The sequence below is a fragment of the Sphingopyxis sp. Geo25 genome, assembly GCF_949769135.1.
Taxonomy (GTDB): domain Bacteria; phylum Pseudomonadota; class Alphaproteobacteria; order Sphingomonadales; family Sphingomonadaceae; genus Sphingopyxis.
Genome location: NZ_CATKOZ010000002.1, coordinates 101,780 through 128,618, shown reverse-complemented (window position 1 = coordinate 128,618; position 26,839 = coordinate 101,780). Strand labels below are relative to the sequence as shown.

Below are 26,839 nucleotides of genomic sequence, written 5' to 3'. Positions count from 1 at the left end.
ACCGCGCCATCCCAGTCAATCACAAGGCGTCGATCGGAGCGGCGTCAGAACCCCGCCTTCAGCGTCACGAAGAACTGCTGCGGCGCGCCAGCCAGCAGGGTCTGGCTGTCGCCGCTGTTCGCAAAACCGTTCGTCCCGATCGTCGAGACATAGGCCTTGTCGAACAGGTTCGTCGCATTCGCCTGGATCGAGATCTTCTCGTTCAGGCGATAGCCGATGCTGGCATCGACGATCACGAAGCCGCCGACCGCCGCGTCGTTGAGGTAGGAGTAATAGCGCTTCGACGTGTAGTTGGCGCCGATGCGCGCGAACAGATGGTCGTTGTCCCAGGTGATCTCGCCCTTCGCGAGATGCTTGGGCGAATTGACCACCGTCTTGCCTGCGGTCGCGACGATGACGGTGCCCGCCGCATTCACGACGTCGTCCTGATATTCGGAGTCGTTGTACGCGTAGGAGGCGAAGAGCGAGAGTTCGGGGGTGACATTGAACGTCCCCGCCGCCTCGATGCCCCACGAGCGGACGTCGCCGACGTTGCTGAGGATCGCCGGATTGCCCTGGATGCCCGACCCGTTGGCGAAGGCGATGATCCGGTCCTTGAAGTCGACATAATAGCCCGCGATCACGCCCTGGAAGACGCGCGACTTGGTACGGAACCCCAGTTCATAGGTGGTCGAGGTTTCGGGCTTGAGATCGAGCGCATCGAAGCCCGCCTGCGTCGTCGCGAAGGGACCGCCGGTGGCCGACGATTCGAACGCGCGCATATTCTGGGTATAGCTCGCGAACAGCTCGTTATCGTCGTTCAGGCGATAGAGCAGGCCCGCCTGCGGCAGGAACCAGTCCTTCGCCTCGGTCCGCCCCGAGGCGAGACCGCCGCTGACGATCGGGGTCGCTTTGTTGGTGACGCGCAGCCCCTTCCACCCTGCGTTGAGACGCAGCGCGCCCAGATCGAGCGTGTCCTGCACGTGATATTGCAGCGTCTGGGTGTTGAAATCGAACTCCCACTGCGTCGCGAGCGGGTCTTTCGGAAAGGTCAGGCTGCCGCGGCTCGGGGCGCCGCGCGTGTCGGCGAGGCCATAGAAGCGCCGCGCCTGGTTGAAGTCGTTATCCTCGAACCACATGCCGATTTCGACGGTGTTGGCGCCCAGAGTGACGCTACTCGACGCGACGATGCCATAGCGTTCGATCTCATATTCGGTGGTGCGGATCGTGATCGGCGCGCCGCCGGGGGTCACGACATAGGGCGTGTACCAGAGACCGCGGCCGTCGTTACCGTGATAATAGCCCTGCAGCTTCATCGACCAATAGTCGTTGAAGGGCACGTCGAGCCCGACGCCCGCCAGCCAGTCCTTGCGCAGCCCCGACGCGTCATAATAGGCGTCGTCGACCGTCTTGATCAGCAGCGGAAAGGTCTCGCCGACCCCGGCATAGGGCGCGACGAACGGCGTGCCTGCGGGGATCGTTCCGTTCGCGATCCCGGCATTATAGGCGGCGCGGGCATTCTGGTTCTGGTAGATGCTGGCGATCAGCACCGCATAGTCCCAGTTCTTCGCGAAATTGTCCCACTTGTAGCCGAGACGGCCGATCATCTCGGCGCTGAGGTCCTGATAGTCGTTCTCGCGGCGGTTCGAGTAGTTGACGAAGGCAAAGACCTGCCCGTCGCCGACCGGCTGGACGATGCGCGCATTGACCTGGTCCTGCCGCTGGGCGCCGTCGCCCTTCCACTTATCGGCATCCTGCCAGGCATAGCTCAGCGACAGGCGCGGCCCGCCGGGGACGATCTCGCCGCTGTCGAGCCGCGCGAAGACGCGCTTGTTCTCGTCGCTGCCCCAGGTGCCGGCGACGTCGATGCCGAGCTGTTCGGCGGGCTCGCGCGAGAAGAATTCGATCGTCCCGCCAAGATTGCTCGACGATGCCGCGGCGAGCGAACCCGCGCCCTGCGCCACTTCGACGCGGCCGACATTCTCGCTGATGATCGCACGGCTGATGTGCAGGCCGTTATGGTTGCCATAGCTCATGTCGCCCAGCGGAATCCCGTCGAGCGTGAAGCCGAGCTGGTTCTGCGAGAAACCGCGGATCGAGATGCGCGACGACCATTCATAGGCGCCCAGGGGATCGGCCGACTGGAAATTCACGCCCGGCAGCTTGTCGATCGCCTTCAGCGGGCTGATTCCCGACACTTCCAGCGCGATGTCGGCGGCGCCGATTTCCTGCACCTGCCGCGCCTCGCCCTGCCCGAGCACGACGATGTCGTCGCCATAGCCGGCCGCGTCATCGGCCGCGGCGTCGCCCGCCGCCGCGTCCACAGCCTCGCCCGCCAGCGCGGGCGTCGCGGCCAGCACCGCGATCGCCGCCACTCCGGCCCGCAAGCCGTGCGAAAAATAGGTCGTCATTCGGATATCCCCTTGTCCGGCACCGGAATGGCGCCGGGGTCGCGGGGGCTCTAGATCGGTCAGATTGCTGCACTGCGGCGAAGGCGTGACACGGCGATGACATGTCGATGAACCGTCTGTGAAAAGGGGGGAAAATCGACCTCAGGCGGCAGCGCGCGGCGGCGGCGCCTGCCGCTCTCCGCCGATGGGAAGGCGTTCGGCCAGCGGATAAAGCTGCTGCTCCTCGCGCTCGATCCGCATCCCCAGCGCATCGAGGATGCCGATGGTCTCACCGCGGAACCCGTCCCAGTCGGCCTCGACCGCCTCGGGCGTCCAGCGCGCATCATAGGCGGCGAAATCGCCCGCGATATGCCCCATCTCATCGACGAAGATCCTCGCTATCCGCATCACCTCGGCGTCGCCGCTCGACTGCATGCGCGGATAGAGCGCCCAATCCTCGCATTTCAGGTGGCGGACCAGCGTGTCGCGTAGCATCCCGCGCACCGCGGCGAGTTCGGTCGGGCGCGGCGGATGCGGCGCCGCGACCAGCGCCAGCAGGAAGCGCGACAGCGTCTCGATCGCCGCATGTTCGGCGCGCAGCCGTTCGATTTCGCGGATATTGGGCATGACCGATCCAGAATGAGCGGTCCCTCGCCGCCTCCCTATCTTGAGGGCGATGAAGGGACCGTAAATGATGGCGTCACAATCGCCGCCATTGTGGCAATTTGGTCCGCCCGTCAGTCGGCCGCTAATTGTTGTTGCATTCGCCCCCGGTGCAATCATCCTTGGTGTCACCCAGCGCGACGAGCAGGCCGATGCCGACCAGCGCCGCGACCCCGACGACGATCAGTCCCGCATTGCCGCCCGACAGGTTGCTGTGCCCCTTCCCCGGCGCCGGTCGGGCGGACGCGCCGGTCAGCCGCATCCCCGCAAGCGTCAGTTGCGGCGCGCGCCCGCCGCCGCGAAAGCCGAACTCGAACCCCTCGCCGATCCGCGACCGCCAGCTCTGGAGATCGCCGCCGCCGCCGCGATAGTGCATCGGCGCGATCGTCAGCCCCGCGCGCACCTGCCGGTCCTCACGCGTCCCGCCGCCCAGCGGGATGCGGACCCGCGCGCCCGCAAAGCCCCCCATCGCGACCGGCGTCGCGTCGCCATCGGGCTGCGGCGCGACCGGAACCGTCTGCGCGTGCAGCGGCGCGGCGCCGGTGGCGACGAGCGCCAGCGCAAGCATCGATTGTCGCATGATACCATCCTCCCGCCCGCAACCTGCGGCGCGATTATGGCCTAATGATGAAGTCTGCCGGACGACTAGCGGGGGACCGCCTTCGCCCTACCCGACGCGGCCTTCCGCGCGACGCCGGTCAAAGACCTGGTCGATGCGCGTCAGAACGCGCTCGATCCGCGGGATCATGAAATCCATGAACGCACGCAACTTCAAGGGCTGCAGCGCTTGGGCGGAATGTACCAGATGGACCGGGATCGGCGCCGGGCTGTCGGACTCAAGGATGGGAACCAACCGACCTTCGCTGACCCCGACCGACGCCTGATACGACATGATCCGTGCTACACCGAGACCTTTGATCGCGCCGTCGATGACGCCGTCGGCAGTGTTAATCGAAAAACGCGGCCGGATGGCTATCGACGCTGCGTCGCCTCCGATGCCGAACGGCCATTGGCGATAGGTCTGCAGCCCCTCGAAAGCGATGCACGCATGACCGGACAGATCGGAGGGTTTTTCGGGCGCCGCGTGGCGCGCGAGATAGTCGGGGCTGGCACAAACAACCCACCGCACTTGACCAACCCGGCGCGCGATCAGGCTGCTGTCGGGAAGGTTGCCGATCCGCACCGCCACGTCGACATGATTTTCGACCAGATCGACCACCGCATCCGAAAGCACCAGTCGCACCGTCACATCGGGATAGATGGCCAGAAAATCATGAACGATCGGCGCGACGTGCAGCTTGCCGAACATGATCGGCGCGGTGACCAGCAATTCGCCGCGGGGCGCTCTATATTCCCCCGAGGCAGCGCGTTCCGCTTCGCCCAAGTCCTCGAGAATGCGCCGCGCCGTGGCAATGAAGGGGGCGCCTTCCTCGGTCGGGATGAGTCGGCGGCTGGTCCGGACAACCAGCCGGGTACCCAGCCTTGCTTCCAGATCCGATACCCTGCGGCTCACGGTCGCCAGCGGAATGCCGAGGGCGCGCGACGCAGCGGAAAGACTGCCGCCGTCGATCGCGGCGACAAGCGTCCGCATGGCCTCGAACCGATCCATCTTCCTTCCATAATATGGAAGGATAGTTTTCGCAATCGACCAATACTCTCGGAAATATGGAGGATCTATATCAACGGCAGGCCAACCCCGGCCCCCAGACGAAAGGTCAAACCCATGTCCCTGATCCCCACTCCCGCGACGATCGAGGCGGCGCCCGCCGCTTCGCAAGCCATGCTTCAGGCCGTAAAGGCCCAGATCGGCAGCGTCCCCAACCTGTTCCGGCTGGTCGCGACGAGCCCGCAGGCGCTCGAAGGCTATGTCGGCCTGATGGGCGCGCTCGGCAAGGGCAGCCTGCCCGCCGCGACGCGCGAGCGGATCGCGCTGGCCGTCGCCGAGATAAACGGCTGCGGCTATTGCCTCTCCGCACACACCTATCTCGGGCGCAATGTCGCCAAGCTCGACGATGCCGAGATGACCGCGAACCGCAGCGGCGCGTCGAACGACCCGGTCGCCGATGCCGCCGTCCGCTTCGCCGCCGCGCTTGTCCACAATCGCGGCCATGTCGCCGAGGCCGATGTCGCTGCGCTTCGCGAGGCAGGATATACCGATGCACAGGCGCTCGAGATCGTTCTGCACGTCGCGCTCAACAGCTTCACCAACTACGTCAACGAAGCCTTCCGAACCGAGATCGACTTCCCCGTCGTCCAGGCGCGAACCCCCGCCTGAACCGCGCGGAAACGGGCGCCGCTTCTCCGTCCCCTAGCGGCGCCCACCCCTCACCCTGCCAACAGGAACCCGTCATGACCCAATATCGCAATCTGATCCGCGCCGTCGCGATCGCCCTGCTTGCTGCGGCCCCGCTTTCGGCCGAGGCCGCGCCCGCCGCGTCGGCGCCCGCCGCCGCATCGGCGATCCACTCCACCAGCTACCATTTCGCGACCGTAAACGGCCGCAAGATCTTCTATCGCGAAGCCGGCGACCCGGCGGCGCCGACGATCGTGCTGCTCCACGGCTTTCCGAGTAGCAGCCAGATGTATCGCGACCTGATCCCGCAGCTGGCCGACAAATTCCATGTCATCGCGCCGGACTACGTCGGCTTCGGCCAGTCCGACGCGCCGCCCGCGTCCGAATTCGACTATAATTTCGACAATCTCGCCGCGCATGTCGCGGACCTGATCGATCAGCTCGGGCTCAAATCCTACGTCCTCTATATGCAGGACTATGGAGGCCCGGTCGGCTTCCGGCTCTTCGCGCAGCGCCCGACGCAGGTGAAAGGCTTCGTGATCCAGAACGCCAACGCCTATCTCGACGGCGTCGGCGATCCGGTGAAGCAGGCACTGCTGCCCATCGGTCAACAGCGCAACGCTGCGTCGGAAGCCAGCGCGCGCACCCTCCTCACGCTCGACACGACCCGGTTCCAGTACAGCTATGGCGCAAAAAACCCGGACGCGATCAATCCCGACAATTGGACGATCGATCAGGCGCTGCTCGACCGTCCCGGCAACGACGCGATCCAGCTCGACCTGTTCGAGGATTATCGCTCGAACGTCGCATCTTACGACAAATGGCACGCGCTGTTCCGTCAGTATCGGCCGAAGACGCTGATTCTGTGGGGCAAGAACGATCCGATCTTCATCGCGCCGGGCGCCGAAGCCTATAAGCGCGACCTGCCCGATGCGCGCCTCGTCTGGCTCGACGCCGGCCATTTCGTGATCGACGAGAATGCCGTGACGATCGGCCGCGAAATCAAGGCAAGCTTCGCCGGCCGCTAGTCTCGGGAACAGGGCGGCGTCGGTCGGGGGCGGCGCGTCCCCGGTCGGCGCCGCGATCACGCGATGCTACGCCACTCCCCCAACCCCAAGTCCCCGATATCCCACGCTCCGATGCGCCACCGCACCAGCCGCAGCGTCGGGAACCCCACTGCAGCGGTCATCCGGCGGACCTGGCGGTTGCGGCCTTCGGTGATGGTGAGTTCGAGCCACGCATCGGGCACGCTCTTGCGGTATCGCACCGGCGGGTCGCGGTCCCAGAGCGGGGGCGGGTCGATGCGGCGGACCGCCGCGGGGCGCGTCGGGCCGTCGTTCAGCGTGACCCCGCGGCGCAGCGCCGCCAGCGCGGCGTCGTCGGGCTCGCCCTCGACCTGCGCCAGATAGGTTTTGGGCATCTTGTGCTTCGGCGACGATATCCGCGCCTGCAGCGCGCCGTCGTCGGTCAGGATCAGCAGCCCCTCGCTATCGCGGTCGAGCCGCCCGGCGGGATAGACGCCGGGCACGTCGATATAGTCCGACAGCGTCGCGCGCGGGCCATCCGCGGGCGCGGTCATGCCCCCCATCCCGCGCCTGTCGGTGAATTGCGACAGCACGCCATAAGGCTTGTTGAACAGGATCAGGCGGCTCACGGCGTCGATCTCTTCATATCCCGTTCGCTCCACTCCTCGTCACCCTGAACTTGTTTCAGGGTCCATGGCCTGCCCCAGCCGGTAACGCGGCGCCGAACGAGAGCGCGAGCCATGGATGCTGAAACGAGTTCAGCATGACGAAAACCGAAAGAGACGCCCCAACGAAAAACCGGCGGCCTTTTTTGGGCCGCCGGTCTGTCTCTTACGCCGCTTCCTTCTTGCGGCTCGCTTTCTTCCGCTCGTGCGGGTCGAGGATCGCCTTGCGGATGCGGATGTTCTTCGGGGTCACTTCGACCATCTCGTCGTCGTCGATATAGGCGATCGCCTGTTCCAGCGTCATGCGGCGCGGCGGGGTCAGGCGGATCGCGTCGTCCTTGCCCGTCGAACGGAAGTTCGTGAGCTGCTTCGACTTCATCGGGTTGACTTCCAGATCCTCGGGCTTGGCATTCTCGCCGATGATCATGCCCTCATAGAGCGCCTCGCCGGGCGAGACGAACAGGATGCCGCGCTCTTCGAGCGGGCCGAGCGCGTAGGCGACGGCTTCGCCATTGCCGTTCGAGATGAGGACGCCGTTCTTGCGCCCCTCGATCACGCCCTTGTAGGGCCCGTATTTCTCGAACAGCCGGTTCATGATGCCGGTGCCGCGCGTGTCCGACAGGAATTCGCCGTGATAGCCGATCAGGCCGCGCGACGGGCCGCTGAAGGTGATGCGCGTCTTGCCGCCGCCCGACGGGCGCATGTCGGTAAGGTCGGCCTTGCGGATCTGCATCTTCTCGACGACCGTGCCCGAATGTTCGTCGTCGACGTCGATGACGACGGTTTCATAAGGTTCGGTGCGCGCGCCGCTCTCGTCGGTGCCGTACAGCACCTTCGGGCGGCTGATGCCGAGTTCGAAGCCTTCGCGGCGCATCGTTTCGATGAGCACGCCAAGCTGGAGCTCGCCGCGCCCGGCGACTTCGAAGCTGTCCTTGTCGGCGCTTTCGGTGATGCGGATCGCGACGTTCGTCTCGGCTTCGCGGAACAGGCGGTCGCGGATCATGCGGCTCGTCACCTTGCTGCCCTCGCGCCCCGCCATCGGGCTGTCGTTGACGGCAAAGCGCATCGACAGCGTCGGCGGGTCGATCGGCTGCGCGGCGATCGGCTCGCTGACGCTGGTGTCGGCGATCGTGTTCGCGACGGTCGCGTTGGTCAGCCCCGCGATCGCGACGATGTCGCCCGCCTTGGCTTCCTCGACGGGCACGCGGTCGAGGCCGCGGAAGGCGAGCAGCTTCGACGCGCGGCCGGTCTCGATGACCTTGCCGTCCATGTCGAGCGCGTGGATCGGCTGGTTGACCTTGACCGTGCCCGACTGGACGCGGCCGGTCAGGATGCGGCCGATGAAATTGTCGCGGTCGAGCAGCGTCGCGAGGAAGGTGAAGGGCGCGTCCTCGTCGAGGCCGGGGGTCGGCACATGGTTGACGATCGTCTGGAACAGCGGCTCGAGCGTGCCTTCGCGCGCGTCGGGGCTTTCCGAGGCATAGCCGCCTCGGCCCGAGGCATAGAGGATCGGGAAGTCGAGCTGCTCGTCATTGGCTTCGAGCGTCAGGAACAGCTCGAACACCTCGTCGAGCACCTCGGCGGCGCGCGCGTCGCTGCGGTCGATCTTGTTGACGACGACGATCGGCTTCAGGCCGAGCGCGAGCGCCTTGCCGGTGACGAACTTGGTCTGCGGCATCGGGCCTTCGGCCGCGTCGACGAGCAGGATGACGCCGTCGACCATCGACAGGATACGCTCGACCTCGCCGCCGAAGTCGGCGTGGCCCGGCGTGTCGACGATGTTGATGCGCGTCGCATCGGCGCCTTCGCCCCACTCGACCGAGGTGCACTTCGCGAGAATCGTGATCCCGCGCTCTTTCTCCAAGTCATTGGAATCCATGGCTCTTTCCTCAACACGCTGGTTGTCGCGGAAGGTGCCCGACTGGCGGAAGAGCTGGTCGACGAGGGTGGTCTTGCCATGATCGACGTGGGCAATAATGGCGATATTGCGCAAAGACATGCGGAGAGGGCCTTGATGGGAGGGGGCAGCGCGCAGAGCGCCGCGAAACGCCGCGCCCCTAACAGAAGCGCTGCTGCATCGCAACAAAATTGCCGATGCGCTGCCTGAAGGCGCCGCGCCTGCGCCAGCGGGCCGCGCGGCCCCGCTACACCAGCCGGATCTCGGGTTCGACCCAGCCTTGCGCCTGCGGACCAGCGGCGATCGCCGCCTCGATCCGCGCGATCCCGTCAGTGATCTTTGCCGAATTGGCGCAAATGCCGCCACACGCCTCCTGCAGGGCTTTCAGCGCCGCGAGCTGTTCGGTCGCCTTTTCCGTCTTGCCCAGCGTCGCCTGCGCAATGCCGAGGTCGCGCCGCGCGTCGATCATCTTTTCGTCATAGCGCAGCGCCGTCTCGAACGGCTTGACCGCGCGCGCGTAATCGCCTTGCGCCATCAGGCTGGCGCCGAGCAGGTAATTGGCCTGCGGATTCTTCGGCACCGCCGCGACGATCTTGCGAAACGCCTTCGCGGCTGCGGCGTAATCGCCCGTCGCATAGGCGTCGGCACCCGCCTGATAGTCGGCGGTCGGGTCATAAGCGGCCGCAATCTGGTCGGGGGTCGAACCTCCCCCGCCGACGTCGCCGTCCGCCGCGACGGCTGGCGGCGCGGCCAATAATGCGCAGGCCGCGAACAGGCCAAACAAAGACCGATAGTGCATGACGACCTCTCCCATGGCCGAGTCAAGCCGCGAGGCTAACACAGCCGGGCCCAGCGGGAAACGGTCAGATCGCTGCGATCAACCGCTCGATCTCGCGCCCCGCCGAATGCGCCGCGCGTACCAGATTCGCATGAAAATCGCCCGCGCTGTCGCCGTTCGCCTCGTCGGTTACCGCCTTGATCGCCGCCCACGGTTTGCCGAGCCGCGCCGCCACCTGGGCAACCGCACCGACCTCCATATCGACCAATGTCGCGCCAAGCGATTTGAGGTCCGCCGCAGCGTCGGGACAAGCGACGAAGCTGTCGCCGCTCGCGATCCGTGCGTGCGGCAGGCCGAGCCCCGGGTCGGGCATCGCCGCGAAATTCGCTTCGCCCGCTTTGCCGATCGGCCACTCGCCCGCGCGGTAACGGCGGAACCGGCCGGGCTCGTTCGCGCCATAATCATGCTGCACCGCCTCGGCGAGCCAGTACGCGCCGGGGGCCGCACCCAGCGACCCGCAAGTGCCACTCATCACCAACAGATCGGCATCGCCGCCGAGCATCCCGGCGGCGAGCGCGGCATTGACCTTGCCGAGGCCCGAGATGACGATGGTCAGGTCGTGGCCGTTCACGGTGAGGCGGCGCGGGGCGAAGACGCCATCGCGCTTCTTTCCCGCGTCGGCGAACAGCGCATCGCCTTCTTCGGCGAGCGCGGCGAGGATCAAAATGTTGGCCATGGCGGCTGTGTAGCGACCGCAAGGCCGGATGGAAGAGGATTCGCGCAGAGATGATGCCAACCGACCGGTTTGCGCCTACAAAAGCCCCGCCGCGCGCATCGCCGCCACCGCATTCTCGAGCCGCTCGTTGCCGTCGCCATCGACCCACGCCCAGCGCAGGTTCCGCCGCTCGAGCTCGCCGATCGCGACGTCCATGAACTGGCGCCGTGCGAGGTCGCTGCCGAACAGGCGCGTTCCATCCTCCTCCCACGGCAGATTCATCGCCGGGACGAGATAGAGGTCGGCGGGCTCGTCCCATAGGTCGATCTCGGGCAAGCGCCGACCGAGCAGCATGACCGCCCAAGCCTGCGTCATCAGCGGGTCGGTGTCCGACACCAGCCACTGGGGATTTTGCGCAAGCGCCGCCCGCGTCGCCGCGACATGGCCGTCGAAAATCGCGAGCAGATCGATCTCGTCAAACTCGGTGCCGTGCTCTTCGGCATAGGTGCGGCCATATTCGGGAACGACGAGCGCGCCGAGGCGAAAGGCAAGTCGCGGCGCGAGCGTCGACTTGCCCGTGCTCTCTGCGCCGTGAAGGCAGATATGGCGTGTCATTCGGGGATCGCGCCGGTCAACGCCGCGCGGCGCCACTGGATCAGTCCATCGATCGACAGGCCGAGCAGGACGACATAGACCGCGCTCGTCGCATAGAGGCCGCGCCACGCGAACAGCGGCACCGCGATCAGGTCGACGGCAATCCACAGCCACCAGCTTTCGACGCGCCGCCGCGCGAGCAGCCATTGCGCGGTGATGCTCATCATCGCGATGCCGCCGTCGATCCATGGCGCGGCGGCGTCGGTGAAGCGGTGCATCGCGGCGCTCCAGACGATCCAGGCGGCGAAAGTGACGCTGCCCCAGATCCAGCGCGCGCGTTCGCTCAGCCAGCCGACCGGAACGCCGCTGTCCTCGCGCGCCCGGACCCAGGCGATGAGGCCATAGAGGTTGAGGACGAGGAAAAAGCCCTGCAGCAGCATGTCGCTGTACAATTTCGCTTCGAAGAAGACGAAGGCGTAGAGGCTGACCGCGACGAGCGCGAAGGGGTAGTTCCACACGCTGCGCAGCGCGACGAGCGCGACATTGATGAGGACCAGCGCGGCGGCCAGCCATTCGATCCAGCTCATGCGGGCGCCTCATCGCCCCGGGCGCGCGTCCACAGACCGTCGCGGCTGATCCGCCGCTCCGGCGGACGGCGCAGAACCGACCAGCCGGCGCGCGCAACCCACCCGAGCTTGGAGAGGCGAGACGTCGAGGCGCGATGGTCCCAGGCATGGTCGCCGCGCGCGCGCACCTCGCGCGCGATGTCGCCATAGATACCCATCGCCGCGAGCACCGCCCAGCGGCTGCGCGGCGGCAGCTTGCGGGCACCCCAGCGCGCCGAGGCCTCATACTCCTCCGCCAGTTCGGATAGCCATTTCGCCATCACCGACAGCCGCCCGCGAAAGGCGGGGTGCATGTGCTGGCCGGGCGGGATGTCGAGTTCGACCATCCATTCGACGGGCAGGTAACAGCGGTCGGCGGCGGCATCCTCCGCCACGTCGCGCGCAATATTGGCAAGCTGGAACGCGATGCCGAGGTCCGACGCACGGTCGAGCGTGGTTTCGTCGGCAGGCGGCACGCCCATCACCAGCGCCATCGCGACACCCACCGCCCCCGCGACATGATAGCAATAGCGCAGCAGGTCCTGCTCGCTGCGCGGACGCCAGTCCTTCGCGTCAAGCTCGAAGCCCGCGACGATGTCATCGATCACCGCGCGCGGAATGTCGATCTCGGTGAGCAGCAGCCCCAGCGCGTCGAAAGCGGGCTCGCCGGTCGGTTCGCCGGCGAAAGCCCGGTCGCTTTGTAGGCGGATATGCGCGACGGCGGCTACGGGATCATGACCCGCCTGCATCGCGCCGCCATGGTCCTGCCCGTCGACGAGGTCGTCGGCGGCGCGGCACCAGGCGTAGAGCAGCCAGACGCGTTCGCGCGTGATCCGGTCGAAGAGCTGGCTGGCAAGCGCAAAGCTTTTCGATCCGCGCGCGATGCTGTCGTGCGCGAAACCGTGGAGGGCATGTGCGTCATAGGCCCCCCCGTCGATCATTACAGATTTTCGGCCTTCATCGCGAAGATCGTCTTGTGCGGCTCGTAGTTCGCCATCTTGTCGAGCAATTCGTCGAGCCCCGCGTCGACGATCATGATCCCGGCGTGCGCCGGACGGATGAAACCGACCTCGACCATCTTGCGGTTGAAGGCGATGAGCTCATTGTAGAAACCCGCCGCGTTCAGCACCCCCACCGGCTTGCTGTGGTAGCCGAGTTGCGCCCAGCTGATCGCTTCCCACAATTCGTCCATCGTGCCGACGCCGCCCGGAATGGTGAGGAAACCGTCGGACAGGTCGGTGAACATCTTCTTGCGCTCGTGCATGCCGCTGACGACGTGGAGCTCGGTGCAGCCGCGGTGCGCGACCTCGGCGCCGACGAGAGCCTCGGGGATGATCCCGATCACTTCGCCGCCGGCTTCCAAGGCGCTGTCGGCGACCGCGCCCATCAGCCCGAGCCGGCCGCCGCCATAGACAACGCCGATGCCGCGCTCCGCGAGCGTGCGGCCGACATGGCGCGCGGTTTCGATATAGATCGGATCGTCGGGGGTCGCGGACCCGCAATAGACGGCCAGGCGTTTCATCATGTTTCCAACATCAATTGGGCGGTCGCCTTGGCACTGCCGACGACGCCGGGGATTCCCGCGCCCGGATGCGTCCCCGCGCCGACGAAGTAAAGATTGGAAATCACATCGTCGCGATTGTGAGCGCGGAACCACGCACTTTGCCACAGCACGGGCTCAAGGCTGAAAGCGCTGCCAAGATGCGCCGACAGGTCGCGGCCGAAATCTTGCGGCGTGTAGTGGAAGCGGGTGACGAGGTTGGCGCGGAGGCCGGGCGCCACGCGGCGCTCGACCTCATCGAGGATCGCGTCGGCAAATTGCTCGCCGAACGCGCCGTCCCAATCGGCCTTGGCCTTGCCGAGATGCGCGACCGGCGCGAGCGCGTAGAAGGCCGAATGTCCCGGGGGCGCCATCGCGGGGTCGGTGATGCTCGGGTGATGGAGATAGAGCGAGAAATCCTCAGGCACCGTGCCGCCGTAAATGTCGTCGAGCAGCCCCTTGTAGCGCGGACCGAAAAGAATGCTGTGGTGCGCGATGTCGGGATAATCACCCCTCACGCCGAAATGAACGACGAAGAGCGAGGGCGACCAGCGTTTGCGCGTCAGGCGCTTCGCGACCTTGGCGCCGCGCCGGTGACCTAGCAAATCCTTGTAGCTGTGCATCAGATCGCCGTTGCACGCGACCATGTCGGCGTCGGCGTGCCAGCCGCTCGTGGTCGTCACACCGGTGACACGGTCGCCGGCGGTTTCGATCTTCGCCGCCGGATCACCCAGCCGGAGCACGCCGCCAAGCCCTTCGAACAGCCGCACCATCGCACGCACCAGGGCATTGGTCCCGCCACGCGCGAACCAGACGCCGCCGTCCTTTTCGATCGTGTGGATGAGCGCGTAGATGCTGCTCGTCGTCATTGGATTGCCGCCGACCAGCAAGGTATGAAAGGACAGCGCCTGCCGCAGCCGCTCGTCGTCGACATAGGACGAAACGATCGAATAGACGCTGCGCCAGGCCTGGTATTTCATCAGCGCAGGCGCGGCGCGGATCATCGACGCGAAGTCGAGGAAGGCAACCGCGCCGAGCTTCACATAGCCCTGTTCGTACACGCCCCTCGAATAATCGAGAAAATGGTCGTAGCCGTCGATGTCGGCGGGGTTCAGCTTTGCGATTTCGGCGCGCAGCGCGGCTTCGTCGTTCGAATAGTCGAAGTTCGTCCCGTCGGGCCAGTTCAGGCGATAGAAGGGCATCACGGGCATGAGATCGACATCGGCCGCCATGTCCTGGCCGCTGAGCGCCCACAGTTCCTGCAGGCACGGCGGATCGGTGATCACCGTCGGACCGGCGTCGAAGGTGAAACCGTCCTTCCGCCAATGATAGGCGCGCCCGCCGGGCTTGTCGCGCGCCTCGACGATCGTGGTTTGAACACCCGCCGATTGCAGCCGGATCGCGAGCGCGAGCCCACCGAATCCGGCGCCGATGACGATCGCGCGGCGGGTCATTTCCAGTCCAATCTCGAAAGCGCCGCAATCGCGCGGCCGACGGGTACGGGCGGTTTGCCCGACAATATTCTGAGCTTGTCGGCGGCGTTCGGCCGTCCGGCATAGAAGCGCGCGATGAGGCCCGGTGACAGGCGATAGAAGCGCTCGAAGATGCGGTAACGTTCGGCGGGCTCGGCGGCGCGGAAGAGCATCGCGCCGAGCATGCGATAGAAGCGCTGGCGGCGCCAGGATGCGGCGGCGCGATCGCGCAAAAGGATCGGCAGATCGGCACCGTCGATCAGATCGGGCAGCGCCGCGGCGGTTCGCACGGCATCGGGCAACGAATATCCCGTGAGGGCATGAAACACCCCGGCGCGCACGCCGATCCGCCCGGTGCGGTCCGATTCTGGCCAGAGGCGGTCGAAATCGCCCGCGACGACCACCGGGAGCACGCCGGTTTCCTCGCGCGTGGTCGCGGTCACATTCCATTGGCGCCGCGCCGCATAGTCGGCGATCCGGCCCCGGACCGCCGCAACGTCGAGATCGGGGCTGTCGCTATAATAGGTGTCCTCGACGAAGATCGTCTCGGCATCGAACGGGAGCAGATAGACGAAGCGGTAGCCGTCCAGCTGTTCGACGGTAGCATCCATCACGAGGGGGCGGTCGATGCCATGCCCGCCCTCGACGATCAGCGCCTGGCCGACGAATTTCTGCCAGCCGCAATCGAGGTCCGAAAGCTTGCCCGCGCCGCGCGCGTCGATGACATGCTTCGCCGAAAGCCGCCCGCCGCGCGCCAGCAGCAGATGGTCGGGCGCGACATGCTTGGCCTTGTCGGCGAGGATGCGGCCCTCGGGCAGCGCTGCCGCGACCGCCTCGGCCAACGCTTCGCCGGTAATGCTCTTATACCCCATGCGCAGCGTCCGGGCGTGCGCGGGGAAAGCGACGTCGTACCGATCCCAATGATACCGGACGAGCGGTGCGACGAGCCAGCGGTCGCGCTTCGCGATGTCGCTGTCGAAGAAGGACCAGATATGATTGCCGCCGATCGGGCCGGGCTCGACCAGCCGGACGTCGAGGCCCGGCCGCTTTGCCGCGAGCGCGAGCGCCGCGAGCCCGCCCGCGAGCCCGCCGCCGACGATCGCTATGTCACAAGAGTCGGTGTTCGACGCGGCCATGCGTCTGCCCTAGCCGCAGCGCGCGCGGGCGGCTATCGCTTCGTGCATGGCGGCGATCCTTTTCTCCGCGCTCGCGATGACACTGATCGTCGGGGTGCGCTATCTGATCAGCAGCGGCGGCTTCGCGCTGGCGACGCGGATCAAGCACCCGGGCCTCTATCGCGGCCTCGAACCGCAGATGAAGCGCGAGATCGGCTGGAGCCTTGCGAGCGCCGCGATCTACGGCATTCCGGCGGGCGTCGTGGCCTGGGGATGGCAGGAACGCGGCTGGACGCGCATCTACACCGACGTTCACGCTCTTCCGCTCTGGTATTTGCCGGTCAGCCTGCTCGCCTATCTGATGCTCCACGACACATGGTTTTACTGGACGCACAGGCTGATGCACCGGCCACGCTGGTTCCGCATCGCGCATGCGGTGCATCACCGGAGCCGCCCGCCGACCGCCTGGGCGGCGATGAGCTTTCACCCGGTCGAGGCGATCACCGGCGCGGTGGTCATCCCGGCTTTGGTGTTCCTGATCCCGATCCATGTCGCGGTGCTGGGGCTGGTGCTGACGATCATGACCGTGATGGGCGTTGGCAATCATATGGGATGGGAGATGTTCCCGCGCGCGCTGGTGCATGGACCCGCGGGGCGCTGGCTGATAACCGCGACGCATCACGAGGCGCATCACGCCGCCTATCGGGGGAATTATGGGCTCTATTTCCGTTTCTGGGACAAGGCGTGCGGCACGGATATCGGGCTCGGTTCTTTTGCCGCTGCTGCTGACCGCCGCGAGCGCGCCGCCGACGGTTGAGGTCGGCATCACCGGCCTGCGCAACGACAAGGGCCAGATTCTCGTCTGCCTGACCACGAACCCCAAGGCTTTCCCCGATTGCAGCAAGGACAAGGCCTCGGTGCGGATGGCGGTCAAGGCGGTCGACGCCGGCAATTTCGTGATCCACGCGCCCGCCGACGGCACCTATGCGATCGCGGTGGTGCATGACGAAAATGCCAACAACAGGATGGATATGGCGCTGTTTCTGCCAAAGGAAGGCTTCGGCTTCTCGCGCAACCCGGCGATCGGCATGGGGCCCCCGAGCTTCAAGTCGGCGAGCTTCGTGGTGACGGGCGACACGCGCCAGTCCATCCGGATGAAATATATGCTGTAGGCACGGCCCGGCGAGGGATGGCGCGATGCGACGGATTTTTCGTGTTTCGCGCGAAGGCACAAAGGCGCAAGGAAGAGGACAAAAGAGGAGAAAATATCGATGCGCAAGCCCATCTGCTTCGGCGCCAGCCTTCTCATTCTCGCCGCCCAGCCCGCCTTCGCCGGGCAAGCGACCGCGGAAACCGAATCCGCTTCCGCCCCGGCCTCCGCGGTGGGCAGCGCGCGGCTGGGGCCCGAGCGCCGCTTTACCGGTGCCGACCTCTTCGACCTCGCCATCGCGTCCGATCCGCAGATCAGCCCTGACGGCCGCCGCATCGCCTATGTCCGGCGACAGAATGACATCATGACCGACCGCGCGGTCGGCTCGATCTGGCTGATCGATACGACCACCGGCGAGGAAATCCCGCTGGGCGCCAATGAAGGCGCAACCTTCGCGCCGCGCTGGTCGCCCGACGGCAGACGTCTCGCCTATGTCTCGACCGCGGGCGGCTCGGCGCAACTCTGGGTGCGCTGGATGAGCGGCGGCGAAGCCGTTCGCCTCACCGGCCTGCCGACCTCGCCCTCCTCGCTCGCCTGGTCGCCCGACGGCCGCTCGATCGCCTATACGATGCTGGTCAAGGACGATGAGCCGAGCTTCGGCAGCGCGCCGGAGAACAAGCCCGAGGGCGCCAAATGGGCCGAACCGCTCGAGGTCCACGACCTCCTTGCCTTCAAGGCCGACGGCGAGGGATTCCTCGAGCCCGGTTTCGAGAAGATCTTCGTCGTTCCCGCGACCGGCGGTTCGCCGCGCCAGCTGACCTTCGGCCCCTATCACGACACCGGCGCCTTGAGCTGGTCGCGCGATGCCCGCACCCTCTATTTCAGCGCGAACCGCAAGCCCGATTGGGAAAAGGATCCGGTCGAAAGCGAGGTCTACAGCCTCGACGTCGCGAGCGGTGCGGTCACCGCGCTCACCGACCGCAACGGTCCCGATGCGAATCCGCTCGTTTCGCCGGACGGCTCGAAAATCGCCTACCTCGGCTTCGACGACAAGCGGCGCGCCTATGAGAACACCCGGATCTACGTCATGAACCGCGACGGATCGGGCAAGCGCAGCCTGACCGCAAACAGGGATTACAGCGTCGATGCGATCCAGTGGGCCGCCGACGGCAAATCGGTTTACGCGCAATATGACGATCATGGCGAAACCAAGGTCGCGCGCATCGGCCTCGACGGCTCGGCACGCACCGCCGCGACCGGCCTTTCGGGCGGCGGGTTCGACCGGCCCTATACCGGCGGCAGTTTCAGCGTGTCGGATGGCGGCGCGATCGCCTTCACCGGCGGCACCGCGCAGCGCCCCGCCGAGGTACAACTCGCGCGCGGGGGCAGCGCGCGCGTTCTGACCGACCTCAACCGCAGCTTGCGCGAGGTGAAATCGCTTGGCGCGGTGCGCAAGATCACCGCCGCCTCCAGCCACGACGGCAAGACGATCGAGGGCTGGCTGACCCTGCCGCCCGGCTATCGCGAGGGACAGCGCGTGCCGCTGATCCTCGAAATCCACGGTGGGCCGTTCGCGGCCTATGGCGGTCATTTCTCGACCGACAACCAGCTTTACGCCGCCGCTGGCTATGCCGTCCTCTCGGCCAACCCGCGCGGTTCGACCAGCTACGGCGCGGCCTTCGCGAACGAGATCGACAAGGCCTACCCGGGCAATGATTATTTCGACCTGATCAGCATCGTCGATCGCGCGATCGAACTCGGCATCGCCGACCCGCAAGCACTCTTCGTCACCGGCGGTTCGGGCGGCGGCGTGCTGACCAGCTGGATCGTCGGCAAGACCGACCGTTTCAAGGCGGCGGTCGCGCAAAAGCCGGTGATCAACTGGACGTCGCAGGCGCTCACCGCCGACGGCCCCGGCTTCTTCGGCCCCTATTGGCTGGGCGCCGAGCCGTGGGAAAAGCCCGACCTCTACTGGTCGCTTTCGCCGCTGTCGCTCGTCGGCAATGTGAAGACCCCGACCTTGCTCATCGTCGGCGCCGAGGATTATCGCACCCCGGTCAGCGAGTCAGAGCAATATTATACCGCGCTCCGCTTGCGCGGTGTGCCGACCGCGCTGATCAAGGTTCCCGGCGCCAGCCACGGCGGGATCGCCGCACGCCCGTCGCAGTCGGCCGCGAAAGCCTCGGCGATCCTCGCCTGGTTCGAGAAGTACAAGAAAGGCTGGTCGCCGCCGCCGACGGACGACTAGGGTCCGCGTCACAAGCCTTTCATCACGAAGGCATAGCCCGACCCGGCATCCGATTCGGGAACGAGGCAAGCGCATGAACGCAACCACCGCCGACACCGCGAACCGCTCAGGGCTGCAAATGGCGAAGATCCGCAACTTGGTGATGGCGTGGGTGCTCAAGCTTCCGGTTTCGATCCTGCTCTCGGGCGTGCTATACATGCTTTTGTCTGCCATCTTCTAAAGGATCAGGGCTACGGCAACGCGCGGAGACACGCCGGCCGCTCCGGACTTCGGGGCCATCGTGATGCAGCCCGGGCTGATCTGGGGCTGCGCGCGCAGCGGCGAAGGCACCGCGCTGATCGACGAATGCGAGGCCTGCGCCGACGCTAGCTTTCGCTGGCTCCACCTCAATCTTGCCGACGATCGCACCCAGCGCTGGCTCGACCGCTCGATCAAGCTCCCCGAGCCGATCCACGAGTTGATGCTCGCGCGCGAAACGCACCAGCAGGTGATCGTCGAGGCCGGCGTCGTCGGTCTCGTCCTTCAGGACTTCGAGCGTGAGTTTGACGTCGCGCAGACGTCGCAGATCGGCGCGCTCCACATCGTCATCACCCCCGATGTGATGCTCACCGGCCGCTACCATCCGATCCATTCGGCCGACATCATGCGCCAGCGCATCGCCGCGGGCTTCGACGTCTGCGACGGCGCCGACGCGCTCGGCCTCGCGATCGGGACAATGGTCGACGGGCTCAGCGAGCATGTCCATGCGCTGTCGGCCGACATCCAGACCGCCGAGGACGAGTTTCTCAACGAACGGATGAGTCCCGCGACACGCGACCTCATCGCGGTGCGCCGCCGCGGCGCGCGGCTTCACCGCCTCGTCGCAGGGATGCGCGCGACGCTCGTCCGGCTCGAACGCGACCCCGACCTTCCGCCGCTGTTCGCCCCCGTCGCCGAGCGCCACGTCCAACGCCTCCACGCGCTCGACACCGACGTCGCGAGCACGCAGGCGCAGCTCCGCCAGCTACGCGACGAACTCGACCTGCAGGCCGCGCAAAAGACCAACCAGAATCTCTATTTCCTCTCGGTGATCAGCGCGCTGCTGCTCCCCGCGACGCTCGTCACCGGCTTCTTCGGGATGAACACCGGCGGGCTGCCCTTCGCGCATACCGAGGCCGGAACCTTTGTCGCGGCGATGGCGGCAGTGGCCTCTTCGGCGGCAACCTGGCTGCTTCTCCGCCGCCGCCCCTGAATTTCTTCTGCCCGAATTCAATGGCTTGGACAGTATCATAAATTCAATCGTACACGATTCTATCGCGCCCTATTGACTAGACGGCGCGACTCACATATTTAGATCGCATCCGATATAACCGGATACGATCTAAATCCAGAAAGATGTTCTAAAATGGCTGACAAGACTCTCTTCACCGGCACCACCCACGTCAAAGGCGGCGCCGAAGGCTATGCGCGCAGCACCAACGGCGTGCTCGACATCCAGCTTCCCGAACCGCACCCTGCCGCCGAAAATCTCTTCGCTGCCGCCTGGTCGGCCTGCTTCCTCGGCGCGCTCGGCCTCGCCGCCCAGCAGAAGAAGGTCGCACTGCCGGTGACGCCGGAGATCGACACGACGATCGACCTGCTTCACAAGGACGGCGGCTTCGTCCTTCGCGCCCGCCTCGACGTGCAGGTTCCGGGCATCGACCGCGCCGTCGCGCAGGAACTGATCGAGGCCGCGCACGCGATCTGCCCCTATTCGAAGGCGGTTGCCGGCAACATCGACATCGAACTGACGCTGGCGGAACCCGCCCTCGTCTGACCCCGGCTTGCCGGGCGGCGCCGTCCCCTCCCCCCAGCGCCGCCCGGTTGGCAAGCGGGTCTTGCGATCTTATCGTGTCCGACCGAACGGCCTTGGAGAGGACCCTGATGACTACGCCCGCGACCGCCAAATCCCCTCCGCTCAGCGACTATCTCTGTTTCGCGGTCTATTCGGCGAACCTCGCCTTCGGGCGCGCTTACCGGCCGGTGCTCGAACCGCTCGGGCTCACCTACACACAGTATGTGACACTTGTCGCATTGTGGGAGCAGGACGATCAGACGGTCGGGAGCCTTGGCGAAAAGCTGTTCCTCGAATCGAACACGCTGACCCCGATCCTCAAGAAGCTCGAACAGACGGGCTTCGTCGAACGCCGCCGCGATCCCGCCGACGAGCGGCAGGTCCGCATCCGCCTGACAGCGAAGGGCCGCGACCTGCAGAATGAATGTATCGGCGACAAGCTGATCGAGGCAACAGGACTCGGCGACGATTTCGTCAGAGTGCAAAAGGCGATCACCAACCTGCGCGACAATCTGCTGGCGTCGACTGCGCCCTGATCGCGGTCGCAGCGGCCATGGCGCCAGAGTCGCGCTCCTGTGCCAGCACGGCGGTTCACAAATGCGGCCGCGCTGGCTAGGCTGCACAATCCATAGATGTTCGCGTTCGCCCGCGAAGGCGGGGCCATCTCCGGTCGGCGCCATTATGATCCGGAGGGAGATGGAACCTCGCCTTCGCGGGCACACATATCGACCGAAAGCCCTGGATGACCCGACTCCCTGCCATCTGCCTCGCCGCTCTCCTCGTTACCTCCCCCGCTGGCGCGCAGGAGATCAGCGCCGCGAATCTGACCGAAACCGTCCGCACCCTCGCCTCCGACCAGTTTCAGGGCCGCGCGCCCGGCACGATTGGCGAGGAACGCACGATCGGCTATCTGATCGGCCGATTGCAGGCGCTCGGGCTTGAACCTGCAGGGACCAACGGCGGCTGGACGCAGCCTGTCCCCCTCCTCCACACCGCGCTCGGCGAGCCTTCGAAACTCGCCTTCGCGCGCGGGGGCGCGACAACCCCGCTCGTGCAGGGCACCGATATCTATGTCTCGACACTCCAGTCGGCCGACGTTGCGGCCGTCGCAAATGCGCCGTTGGTGTTTGTCGGCTATGGCGTTACCGCGCCCGAACGCGGCTGGGACGATTTCAAGGGCGCCGACCTCAAGGGCAAGGTCGCGGTCTTCCTGATCAATGACCCCGACTTCGTCGCCGCGAAGGGCGAGGACAGCGTCGGCAAGTTCGGCGGCCGGACGATGACCTATTACGGCCGCTGGACCTACAAATTCGAGGAAGCGGCGCGGCGCGGCGCGATCGCCGCTCTGATCGTCCACGACAGCGACGGCGTCGGCTATGGCTGGAACGTCGTCAAAAGCGGCGGCGGCGAAAACTATGGCCTCGTCGTCCCGCCCGAACAGCGGACGAGCCTCGCCTTGCAAGGCTGGATTTCGGGCGAGACTGCGACGAAGCTTTTTGCCGACGCCGGACAGGATCTCGAGAAGCTCCGCACCGCCGCGCGGCGCAAGAATTTCAGGCCCGTCGATCTCGGTACCCGCTTCGATGCCGAGGTGCCGGTGAAGCATGAAGTCGTGCAAAGCCAGAACGTCCTGGCGAAAATCCCCGGCACGAAGCGGCCGAACGAAGTCGTGATGTATGGCGCGCACTGGGATGCCTATGGCGAGGGCAAGCCCGACGAGCAGGGCCGCATCTATCGCGCGGGGGCCAACGACGACGCGCTCGGCGTGGCGGGGCTGTTCGAGATCGCGCGCAATTTCAAGGCCGCGCCGCCGCCCGACCGCACCATCCTCTTCGCCTTCTGGACCGCCGAGGAGCGCGGCCTGCTGGGTTCGGAAGCCTATGCGCAGAGCCCGCTATATCCGCCCGAGACGACCGTCGCCAATCTGGGCCTCGACATCCTTCAGACCGCAGGCCGTGCGAAGGACGTCATCCTCCTCGGCAAGGGCCAGGGCACGCTGGAGGACGATCTCGCGCGCCTCGCCGCGAAACAGGGCCGAACGGTGAGCGTCGAGAGCCTCCCCGAACGCGGCCTCTTCTACCGCGCCGACCATTTCAGCATGGCGAAACGCGGCGTCCCCGTCCTGTTGATGATGGGCATCGCGGGCGCCTCTGACCTCATAAGCGGCGGGAAAGACGCGGGCCAGAAGTGGGTCGATGACTATACCGGCAAATGCTATCATCAAGCCTGCGACGCATGGGACGCCGGTTGGAACCTCGACGGTGCGATCGAGGATATTTCGGTTTTCTACCGGATCGGCGACGAACTTGCGCGTTCGGGTAAATGGCCTGGCTGGAAAGCGGGTAGCGAATTCAAGGCGGTCCGCGACGCGAGCGCGGCAACGCGAAACTGAAAGACGCCGCGCGTTTTCGGTCAGAAAAGCCCCGGCAACTCGCGCTGGGCCGCGCGCGGGGTTTGCGCGATCAGCATTTCGGGTTCGGCCGCCAGTGCCCTCCCGCCGCGCGCGAGCGCGCCCGCCGACGCCTCGGCGATACGCGCGGTGCAGGCGTTGCCCGCGAGAAAGTCGATCGCGGCGCGCACCGAGGCTTCGCGCGGATCACCGAGCGGAAAGGACGGGTCGTCCGCCGCCGCGCAGCTGTTCGATATCTTGGGCGCGAGCCCGCCATAATAATCGCTCTGCCCGGTCGCATTGCCTGTCGCGAAGGCGATGACGCGGATGCGATCGTCGCATTCGGCTTTGTCGAGCGCGATCTGGCCGACGGGCTTGCCATAAGTGTTACTGCCGACGAGCGTCATGTTGGTGCCGAGATAAGGCAGCATCCCGTTGATCACGAGTTCCGATGCCGAGGCGGTCGAGCCGGTGCCGATAAAGGCAATACGCGTCGGCGCGATCGATTGCGGCCTGGCATCGAAGAAATGCCGGTCGTCCTCGGCCGATTTCGACGGACGGAAAAGCGTCTGCGAAAACAGCTCCGACGCCGTGCGATTCCGTCCGAGCAGGTCGCCCATCAGCTCCGCAGTGCTGACCAGCCCGCCGCCATTATAGCGGAAATCGATCACCACATCGGTGATCCCCTGGTTGCGGAAATTCAGGAACGCGCTCTCGAGCTGGGGGTCGGCCGAGCGGATGAAGGTGCGCAGGTTGATATAGCCGTAGTTGCGGCCGTTTTCGCTGATCACCTTGGCGCCATAGCGGTCGGACACCGGGTCGATGTCATAGTCGGCCTTGGTGACCGACACCTCGCGCGTGCCCCCGCCCGCGTCGACGATCCGCAGCACGCGGGTGACACCGGGATCGCTCGGCCCCAGCGCGTTGGTGATGCCCGCGGTGCCTTCGCTCGCGACGATCGCGGCGATCGTCCGGATATTCGACGTCGCCGTTCCGATCCCGACGATCTGCGTGCCGCGGTCGATGCCGGCGGCAAAGGCGGGCGCGCTCTCATAGGCCTCGAGGATCGTGACGCGCTGGAGCGATGCATCGTAGCTCAGCCGCACCCCGAAACCCGCGCTCGACCCGCTGTTGTAGAAGGCATTCTCCTCGGCGATTGAGGTGATGTAGGTGAAATAGCGGTCCTTGCCGAGCGCGCGCGCCGGCGCGACCAGAGCGTCGATATAGGATTGGACGTCGGAATAGCCCGCCGGATTCGTGCTGCTCGCGACATCGCCGGGGAAAAGATACCATTCGTCGATCACCGCCTTGGCGAACGCCTGCCGCGCGGGCAGGCCGCAACTTGCGGTGGGGGCAGGAGTCGGGCTCGGCGTCGGCGTCACAGTGACCGGGCCGCTGCTTCCGCTGCCGCCTCCACCCCCGCCGCACGCCGAGAGCATCAGCGCCGCGAGCACCGCGCCCGCGACCGACCGCCTTGACCCGTTCATTCGCATGTCTCCCCAGTACGACCCAATATTATCTGTTGTGGCCTATATCGCCGATGAACCTCAACAGTCCTCTCCGGTATCCGCGCTTCGTCCCTTGAACCCCTGCGCGATGACGTAGAGTTCGGGCGATCCCTTGCGGCTCGCGGGCGGCTTCGCGTGCTTCACCGTCGCGAAGTTGCGTTTGAGGACGGTCAGCAGCTCGCGGTCCGCGCCGCCGGCGAAGACCTTGGCAACGAAGGCGCCGCCCGGCTGGAGATTCCGGACCGCAAAGTCGGCGGCGGTCTCGGCGAGCGCGATGGTCCGCAAATGGTCGGTCTGCGGATGGCCGACGGTGTTCGCCGCCATGTCCGAAATGACCAGGTCGGGGGCGCTGCCCAGCGCCTCGATCAGCGCGTCGGGCGCGGCGTCGTCCATGAAATCCATCTCGAGGATCTCGACACCTTCGATCGGCTCGCACGGAAGCAGGTCGATTCCGGCGACGCGTGCGCGGGGGTTCGCCTTGCGCACGACCTGCGACCAGCCGCCGGGGGTGATCCCCAGATCGACGACGGCGCGCGCTTTCTTGAGCAAGCCGAATTTCTCGTCGAGTTCGATCAGCTTGTACGCGGCGCGCGAACGATAGCCTTCGGCCTGCGCACGCCGGACATAGGGGTCGTTGAGTTGCCGCTGCAGCCAGCGCGTCGATGACGCGGTGCGCCGCCGTGCGGTCTTCACCCGCTCGTGCAAGCCGCCACGGCCGCCCGAGCGGCCGCCTCCCCCTGCGCCCTTGCTCATTTGCGATGCTCGCGCCGGATCACGGGCACGTCGCGGCCCTGCATCGCCAGCGTGCGCAGGATGCCCTCGCGGATACCGCGGTCGGCGACCCCGACACGCGCGGCGGGCCACAGGTCGATGATGCTTTCGAGGATCGCGCAGCCCGCGACGACCAGATCGGCGCGCTCGCGCCCGATGCACGCGATGTCGGCGCGGTCGTCGAGGCTCGCTTCGGCGAGGCGGCGGCTGATGTCGCGCATCGCATCGGCGGGAACCGCGAGCCCGTCGACCGCGCGGCGGTCGTAGCGCGGCAGGTTGAGGAACACGCTGGCCAGCGTCGTCACCGTGCCGCTGGTGCCGAGCAGACGGAGCGGCTGGCCGGTGAAGCGTGTCGCGCGGTCGGCGAAGGCGGCGAAGGCGCTCTGCGTGACTTCGCGCATCCGCGCATAGCTCGCCTGCCGCGCGGGCAGGCTGTCTTCGCCCGGCGCCGCATGCTCGGTCAGCGAGACGACGCCCCACGGCACGCTGATCCAGTCGTGAATCTTGACGTCCTGGTCGGACACGTCGACGTGCATCAATTCGGTCGAGCCGCCGCCGATGTCGAAGATCAGCGCGGGTCCGTCGCCCGGCTCCATGAGATTGTGGCACCCGAGCACGGCGAGTCGCGCTTCCTCGGCGGCGGAGATGATGTCCAGCGCAATCCCCGTCTCCCGCTTGACGCGGGCGGCGAGTTCGGCGCCGTTCGAGGCGCGTCGGCACGCTTCGGTCGCGACCGCACGCGACAGGGTGACGTGGCGGCGGCGGAGCTTGTCGGCGCAGATCGCGAGCGCGGCGACGGTGCGGTCCATCGCCGCGTCGCTGATCCGTCCGGTCGCGTGCAACCCTTCACCCAGGCGCACGATCCGGGAAAAAGCGTCGATCACGACAAGCTCGCCGTCCTGCGGACGCGCGATCAGCAGCCGGCAATTGTTGGTCCCGAGATCGATGGCGGCATAGCTGCGGGGCCGGACAACCGGCATCGGACGGGACGGAGAATCCCCTTTTTGAATTCGCTTCGCCGGCGGACCGGGCCGCGGCGATCGCCCTGATGGCGCTGCCATTTGCCGCATGGCTATGTTGACCTGTCTCAATCACGCGTCCGCGCGAAGCCGCGAACGTGCACTTGACGTCAAACTAGGCGGCGGCAGCCCCGTTGGCAACCCCGCCCCCTGCACGCAGCAAAACCCCGCCCGGCGGCAGCCGGACGGGGCAAAGGGAGGGAAGAGACT

Annotated in this window: 27 protein-coding genes; 10 read left to right on the top strand and 17 right to left on the bottom strand. The window is 66.4% G+C overall.

All coding sequences use genetic code 11. The features are described 5' to 3' along the window. Positions 1 to 44: 44 nt before the first annotated feature. The 4 genes from QOL68_RS07925 to QOL68_RS07910 all read right to left on the bottom strand — a co-directional run bounded on the left by QOL68_RS07925 (position 45) and on the right by QOL68_RS07910 (position 4,641). On the bottom strand, positions 45 to 2,390 hold the full coding sequence (locus tag QOL68_RS07925; protein WP_282949098.1) for a TonB-dependent receptor: 2,346 nt from the start codon (positions 2,388 to 2,390) through the stop codon (positions 45 to 47). Positions 2,391 to 2,531: 141 nt separating this feature from the next. Beyond that, positions 2,532 to 2,996, bottom strand: a complete 465-nt coding sequence (locus QOL68_RS07920; RefSeq protein ID WP_204991999.1) for a hemerythrin domain-containing protein — start codon at positions 2,994 to 2,996, stop codon at positions 2,532 to 2,534. 121 nt (positions 2,997 to 3,117) lie between these two features. Beyond that, the gene (locus QOL68_RS07915; protein ID WP_282949101.1) at positions 3,118 to 3,612 is read right to left on the bottom strand and encodes a hypothetical protein; all 495 of its coding nucleotides are present in this window, start codon (positions 3,610 to 3,612) and stop codon (positions 3,118 to 3,120) included. Positions 3,613 to 3,699: 87 nt separating this feature from the next. Beyond that, positions 3,700 to 4,641 (bottom strand): LysR family transcriptional regulator, encoded by a 942-nt coding sequence (locus tag QOL68_RS07910; RefSeq protein ID WP_282949103.1) that lies wholly within the window; start codon positions 4,639 to 4,641, stop codon positions 3,700 to 3,702. A 114-nt stretch (positions 4,642 to 4,755) separates the two neighbouring features. Here QOL68_RS07910 and QOL68_RS07905 point away from each other — a divergent pair, with 114 nt between their 5' ends. Both QOL68_RS07905 and QOL68_RS07900 read left to right on the top strand, forming a co-directional pair. Continuing rightward, positions 4,756 to 5,307: a carboxymuconolactone decarboxylase family protein gene (locus tag QOL68_RS07905; protein ID WP_282949105.1), complete on the top strand. Its 552-nt coding sequence runs from the start codon at positions 4,756 to 4,758 to the stop codon at positions 5,305 to 5,307. A 74-nt stretch (positions 5,308 to 5,381) separates the two neighbouring features. After that, positions 5,382 to 6,353: an alpha/beta fold hydrolase gene (locus tag QOL68_RS07900; RefSeq protein WP_282949108.1), complete on the top strand. Its 972-nt coding sequence runs from the start codon at positions 5,382 to 5,384 to the stop codon at positions 6,351 to 6,353. 56 nt (positions 6,354 to 6,409) lie between these two features. Here the strand turns inward: QOL68_RS07900 and QOL68_RS07895 are convergent, their stop codons facing one another. The 10 genes from QOL68_RS07895 to crtY all read right to left on the bottom strand — a co-directional run bounded on the left by QOL68_RS07895 (position 6,410) and on the right by crtY (position 15,752). Next, complete coding sequence (locus QOL68_RS07895) at positions 6,410 to 6,979, bottom strand: pseudouridine synthase (protein ID WP_282949109.1); 570 nt, start codon at positions 6,977 to 6,979, stop codon at positions 6,410 to 6,412. A gap of 202 nt (positions 6,980 to 7,181) precedes the next feature. Then, complete coding sequence (gene typA, locus QOL68_RS07890; protein WP_282949111.1) at positions 7,182 to 9,014, bottom strand: translational GTPase TypA; 1,833 nt, start codon at positions 9,012 to 9,014, stop codon at positions 7,182 to 7,184. A 145-nt stretch (positions 9,015 to 9,159) separates the two neighbouring features. After that, a complete protein-coding gene (locus QOL68_RS07885) occupies positions 9,160 to 9,711 on the bottom strand; it encodes a tetratricopeptide repeat protein (protein ID WP_282949113.1) in 552 nt (183 codons plus the stop codon). Positions 9,712 to 9,775: 64 nt separating this feature from the next. After that, a complete protein-coding gene (locus QOL68_RS07880; protein ID WP_282949115.1) occupies positions 9,776 to 10,426 on the bottom strand; it encodes a 5'-methylthioadenosine/S-adenosylhomocysteine nucleosidase family protein in 651 nt (216 codons plus the stop codon). 75 nt (positions 10,427 to 10,501) lie between these two features. After that, a complete protein-coding gene (locus QOL68_RS07875; RefSeq protein WP_058455210.1) occupies positions 10,502 to 11,020 on the bottom strand; it encodes an AAA family ATPase in 519 nt (172 codons plus the stop codon). Further along, the gene (gene pnuC / locus QOL68_RS07870; protein WP_282949118.1) at positions 11,017 to 11,586 is read right to left on the bottom strand and encodes a nicotinamide riboside transporter PnuC; all 570 of its coding nucleotides are present in this window, start codon (positions 11,584 to 11,586) and stop codon (positions 11,017 to 11,019) included. The genes QOL68_RS07875 and pnuC overlap by 4 nt, the downstream gene beginning before the upstream one ends. Continuing rightward, positions 11,583 to 12,545, bottom strand: coding sequence for a phytoene/squalene synthase family protein (locus QOL68_RS07865; protein ID WP_282949120.1), 963 nt, complete (start codon positions 12,543 to 12,545; stop codon positions 11,583 to 11,585). The genes pnuC and QOL68_RS07865 overlap by 4 nt, the downstream gene beginning before the upstream one ends. After that, positions 12,545 to 13,126 (bottom strand): LOG family protein, encoded by a 582-nt coding sequence (locus QOL68_RS07860; protein ID WP_282949259.1) that lies wholly within the window; start codon positions 13,124 to 13,126, stop codon positions 12,545 to 12,547. The genes QOL68_RS07865 and QOL68_RS07860 overlap by 1 nt, the downstream gene beginning before the upstream one ends. Continuing rightward, on the bottom strand, positions 13,126 to 14,598 hold the full coding sequence (locus QOL68_RS07855; RefSeq protein ID WP_282949122.1) for a phytoene desaturase: 1,473 nt from the start codon (positions 14,596 to 14,598) through the stop codon (positions 13,126 to 13,128). The genes QOL68_RS07860 and QOL68_RS07855 overlap by 1 nt, the downstream gene beginning before the upstream one ends. Continuing rightward, positions 14,595 to 15,752 (bottom strand): lycopene beta-cyclase CrtY, encoded by a 1,158-nt coding sequence (gene crtY / locus QOL68_RS07850; RefSeq protein WP_282949124.1) that lies wholly within the window; start codon positions 15,750 to 15,752, stop codon positions 14,595 to 14,597. The genes QOL68_RS07855 and crtY overlap by 4 nt, the downstream gene beginning before the upstream one ends. A gap of 46 nt (positions 15,753 to 15,798) precedes the next feature. Between crtY and QOL68_RS07845 the strand changes: the two genes are divergently transcribed. The 8 genes from QOL68_RS07845 to QOL68_RS07810 all read left to right on the top strand — a co-directional run bounded on the left by QOL68_RS07845 (position 15,799) and on the right by QOL68_RS07810 (position 23,334). Next, complete coding sequence (locus QOL68_RS07845; protein WP_282949127.1) at positions 15,799 to 16,548, top strand: sterol desaturase family protein; 750 nt, start codon at positions 15,799 to 15,801, stop codon at positions 16,546 to 16,548. Continuing rightward, the gene (locus QOL68_RS07840) at positions 16,505 to 16,903 is read left to right on the top strand and encodes a DUF2141 domain-containing protein (RefSeq protein ID WP_282949129.1); all 399 of its coding nucleotides are present in this window, start codon (positions 16,505 to 16,507) and stop codon (positions 16,901 to 16,903) included. The genes QOL68_RS07845 and QOL68_RS07840 overlap by 44 nt, the downstream gene beginning before the upstream one ends. A 99-nt stretch (positions 16,904 to 17,002) precedes the next feature. Continuing rightward, a complete protein-coding gene (locus QOL68_RS07835) occupies positions 17,003 to 19,129 on the top strand; it encodes a S9 family peptidase (protein ID WP_282949130.1) in 2,127 nt (708 codons plus the stop codon). Between the two features lie 73 nt (positions 19,130 to 19,202). Next, complete coding sequence (locus QOL68_RS07830; RefSeq protein WP_282949132.1) at positions 19,203 to 19,349, top strand: hypothetical protein; 147 nt, start codon at positions 19,203 to 19,205, stop codon at positions 19,347 to 19,349. 63 nt (positions 19,350 to 19,412) lie between these two features. Beyond that, positions 19,413 to 20,360, top strand: a complete 948-nt coding sequence (locus QOL68_RS07825; protein WP_282949134.1) for a CorA family divalent cation transporter — start codon at positions 19,413 to 19,415, stop codon at positions 20,358 to 20,360. A 153-nt stretch (positions 20,361 to 20,513) separates the two neighbouring features. Continuing rightward, positions 20,514 to 20,924: an Ohr family peroxiredoxin gene (locus QOL68_RS07820; protein WP_282949137.1), complete on the top strand. Its 411-nt coding sequence runs from the start codon at positions 20,514 to 20,516 to the stop codon at positions 20,922 to 20,924. Between the two features lie 107 nt (positions 20,925 to 21,031). Further along, the gene (locus tag QOL68_RS07815; protein ID WP_282949139.1) at positions 21,032 to 21,478 is read left to right on the top strand and encodes a MarR family winged helix-turn-helix transcriptional regulator; all 447 of its coding nucleotides are present in this window, start codon (positions 21,032 to 21,034) and stop codon (positions 21,476 to 21,478) included. Between the two features lie 206 nt (positions 21,479 to 21,684). Next, positions 21,685 to 23,334, top strand: a complete 1,650-nt coding sequence (locus QOL68_RS07810) for a M20/M25/M40 family metallo-hydrolase (protein WP_282949141.1) — start codon at positions 21,685 to 21,687, stop codon at positions 23,332 to 23,334. 20 nt (positions 23,335 to 23,354) lie between these two features. Here the strand turns inward: QOL68_RS07810 and QOL68_RS07805 are convergent, their stop codons facing one another. The 3 genes from QOL68_RS07805 to QOL68_RS07795 are packed head-to-tail and all read right to left on the bottom strand — an operon-like array spanning position 23,355 to position 26,680. After that, positions 23,355 to 24,818: a S41 family peptidase gene (locus QOL68_RS07805; RefSeq protein WP_282949143.1), complete on the bottom strand. Its 1,464-nt coding sequence runs from the start codon at positions 24,816 to 24,818 to the stop codon at positions 23,355 to 23,357. Between the two features lie 60 nt (positions 24,819 to 24,878). Continuing rightward, positions 24,879 to 25,592 carry an RlmE family RNA methyltransferase gene (locus QOL68_RS07800; protein WP_282949145.1) on the bottom strand — a complete coding sequence of 238 codons (714 nt, stop codon included), beginning with the start codon at positions 25,590 to 25,592 and terminating at the stop codon, positions 24,879 to 24,881. Next, the gene (locus QOL68_RS07795; RefSeq protein ID WP_282949147.1) at positions 25,589 to 26,680 is read right to left on the bottom strand and encodes a Ppx/GppA phosphatase family protein; all 1,092 of its coding nucleotides are present in this window, start codon (positions 26,678 to 26,680) and stop codon (positions 25,589 to 25,591) included. The genes QOL68_RS07800 and QOL68_RS07795 overlap by 4 nt, the downstream gene beginning before the upstream one ends. Positions 26,681 to 26,839: the final 159 nt, after the last annotated feature.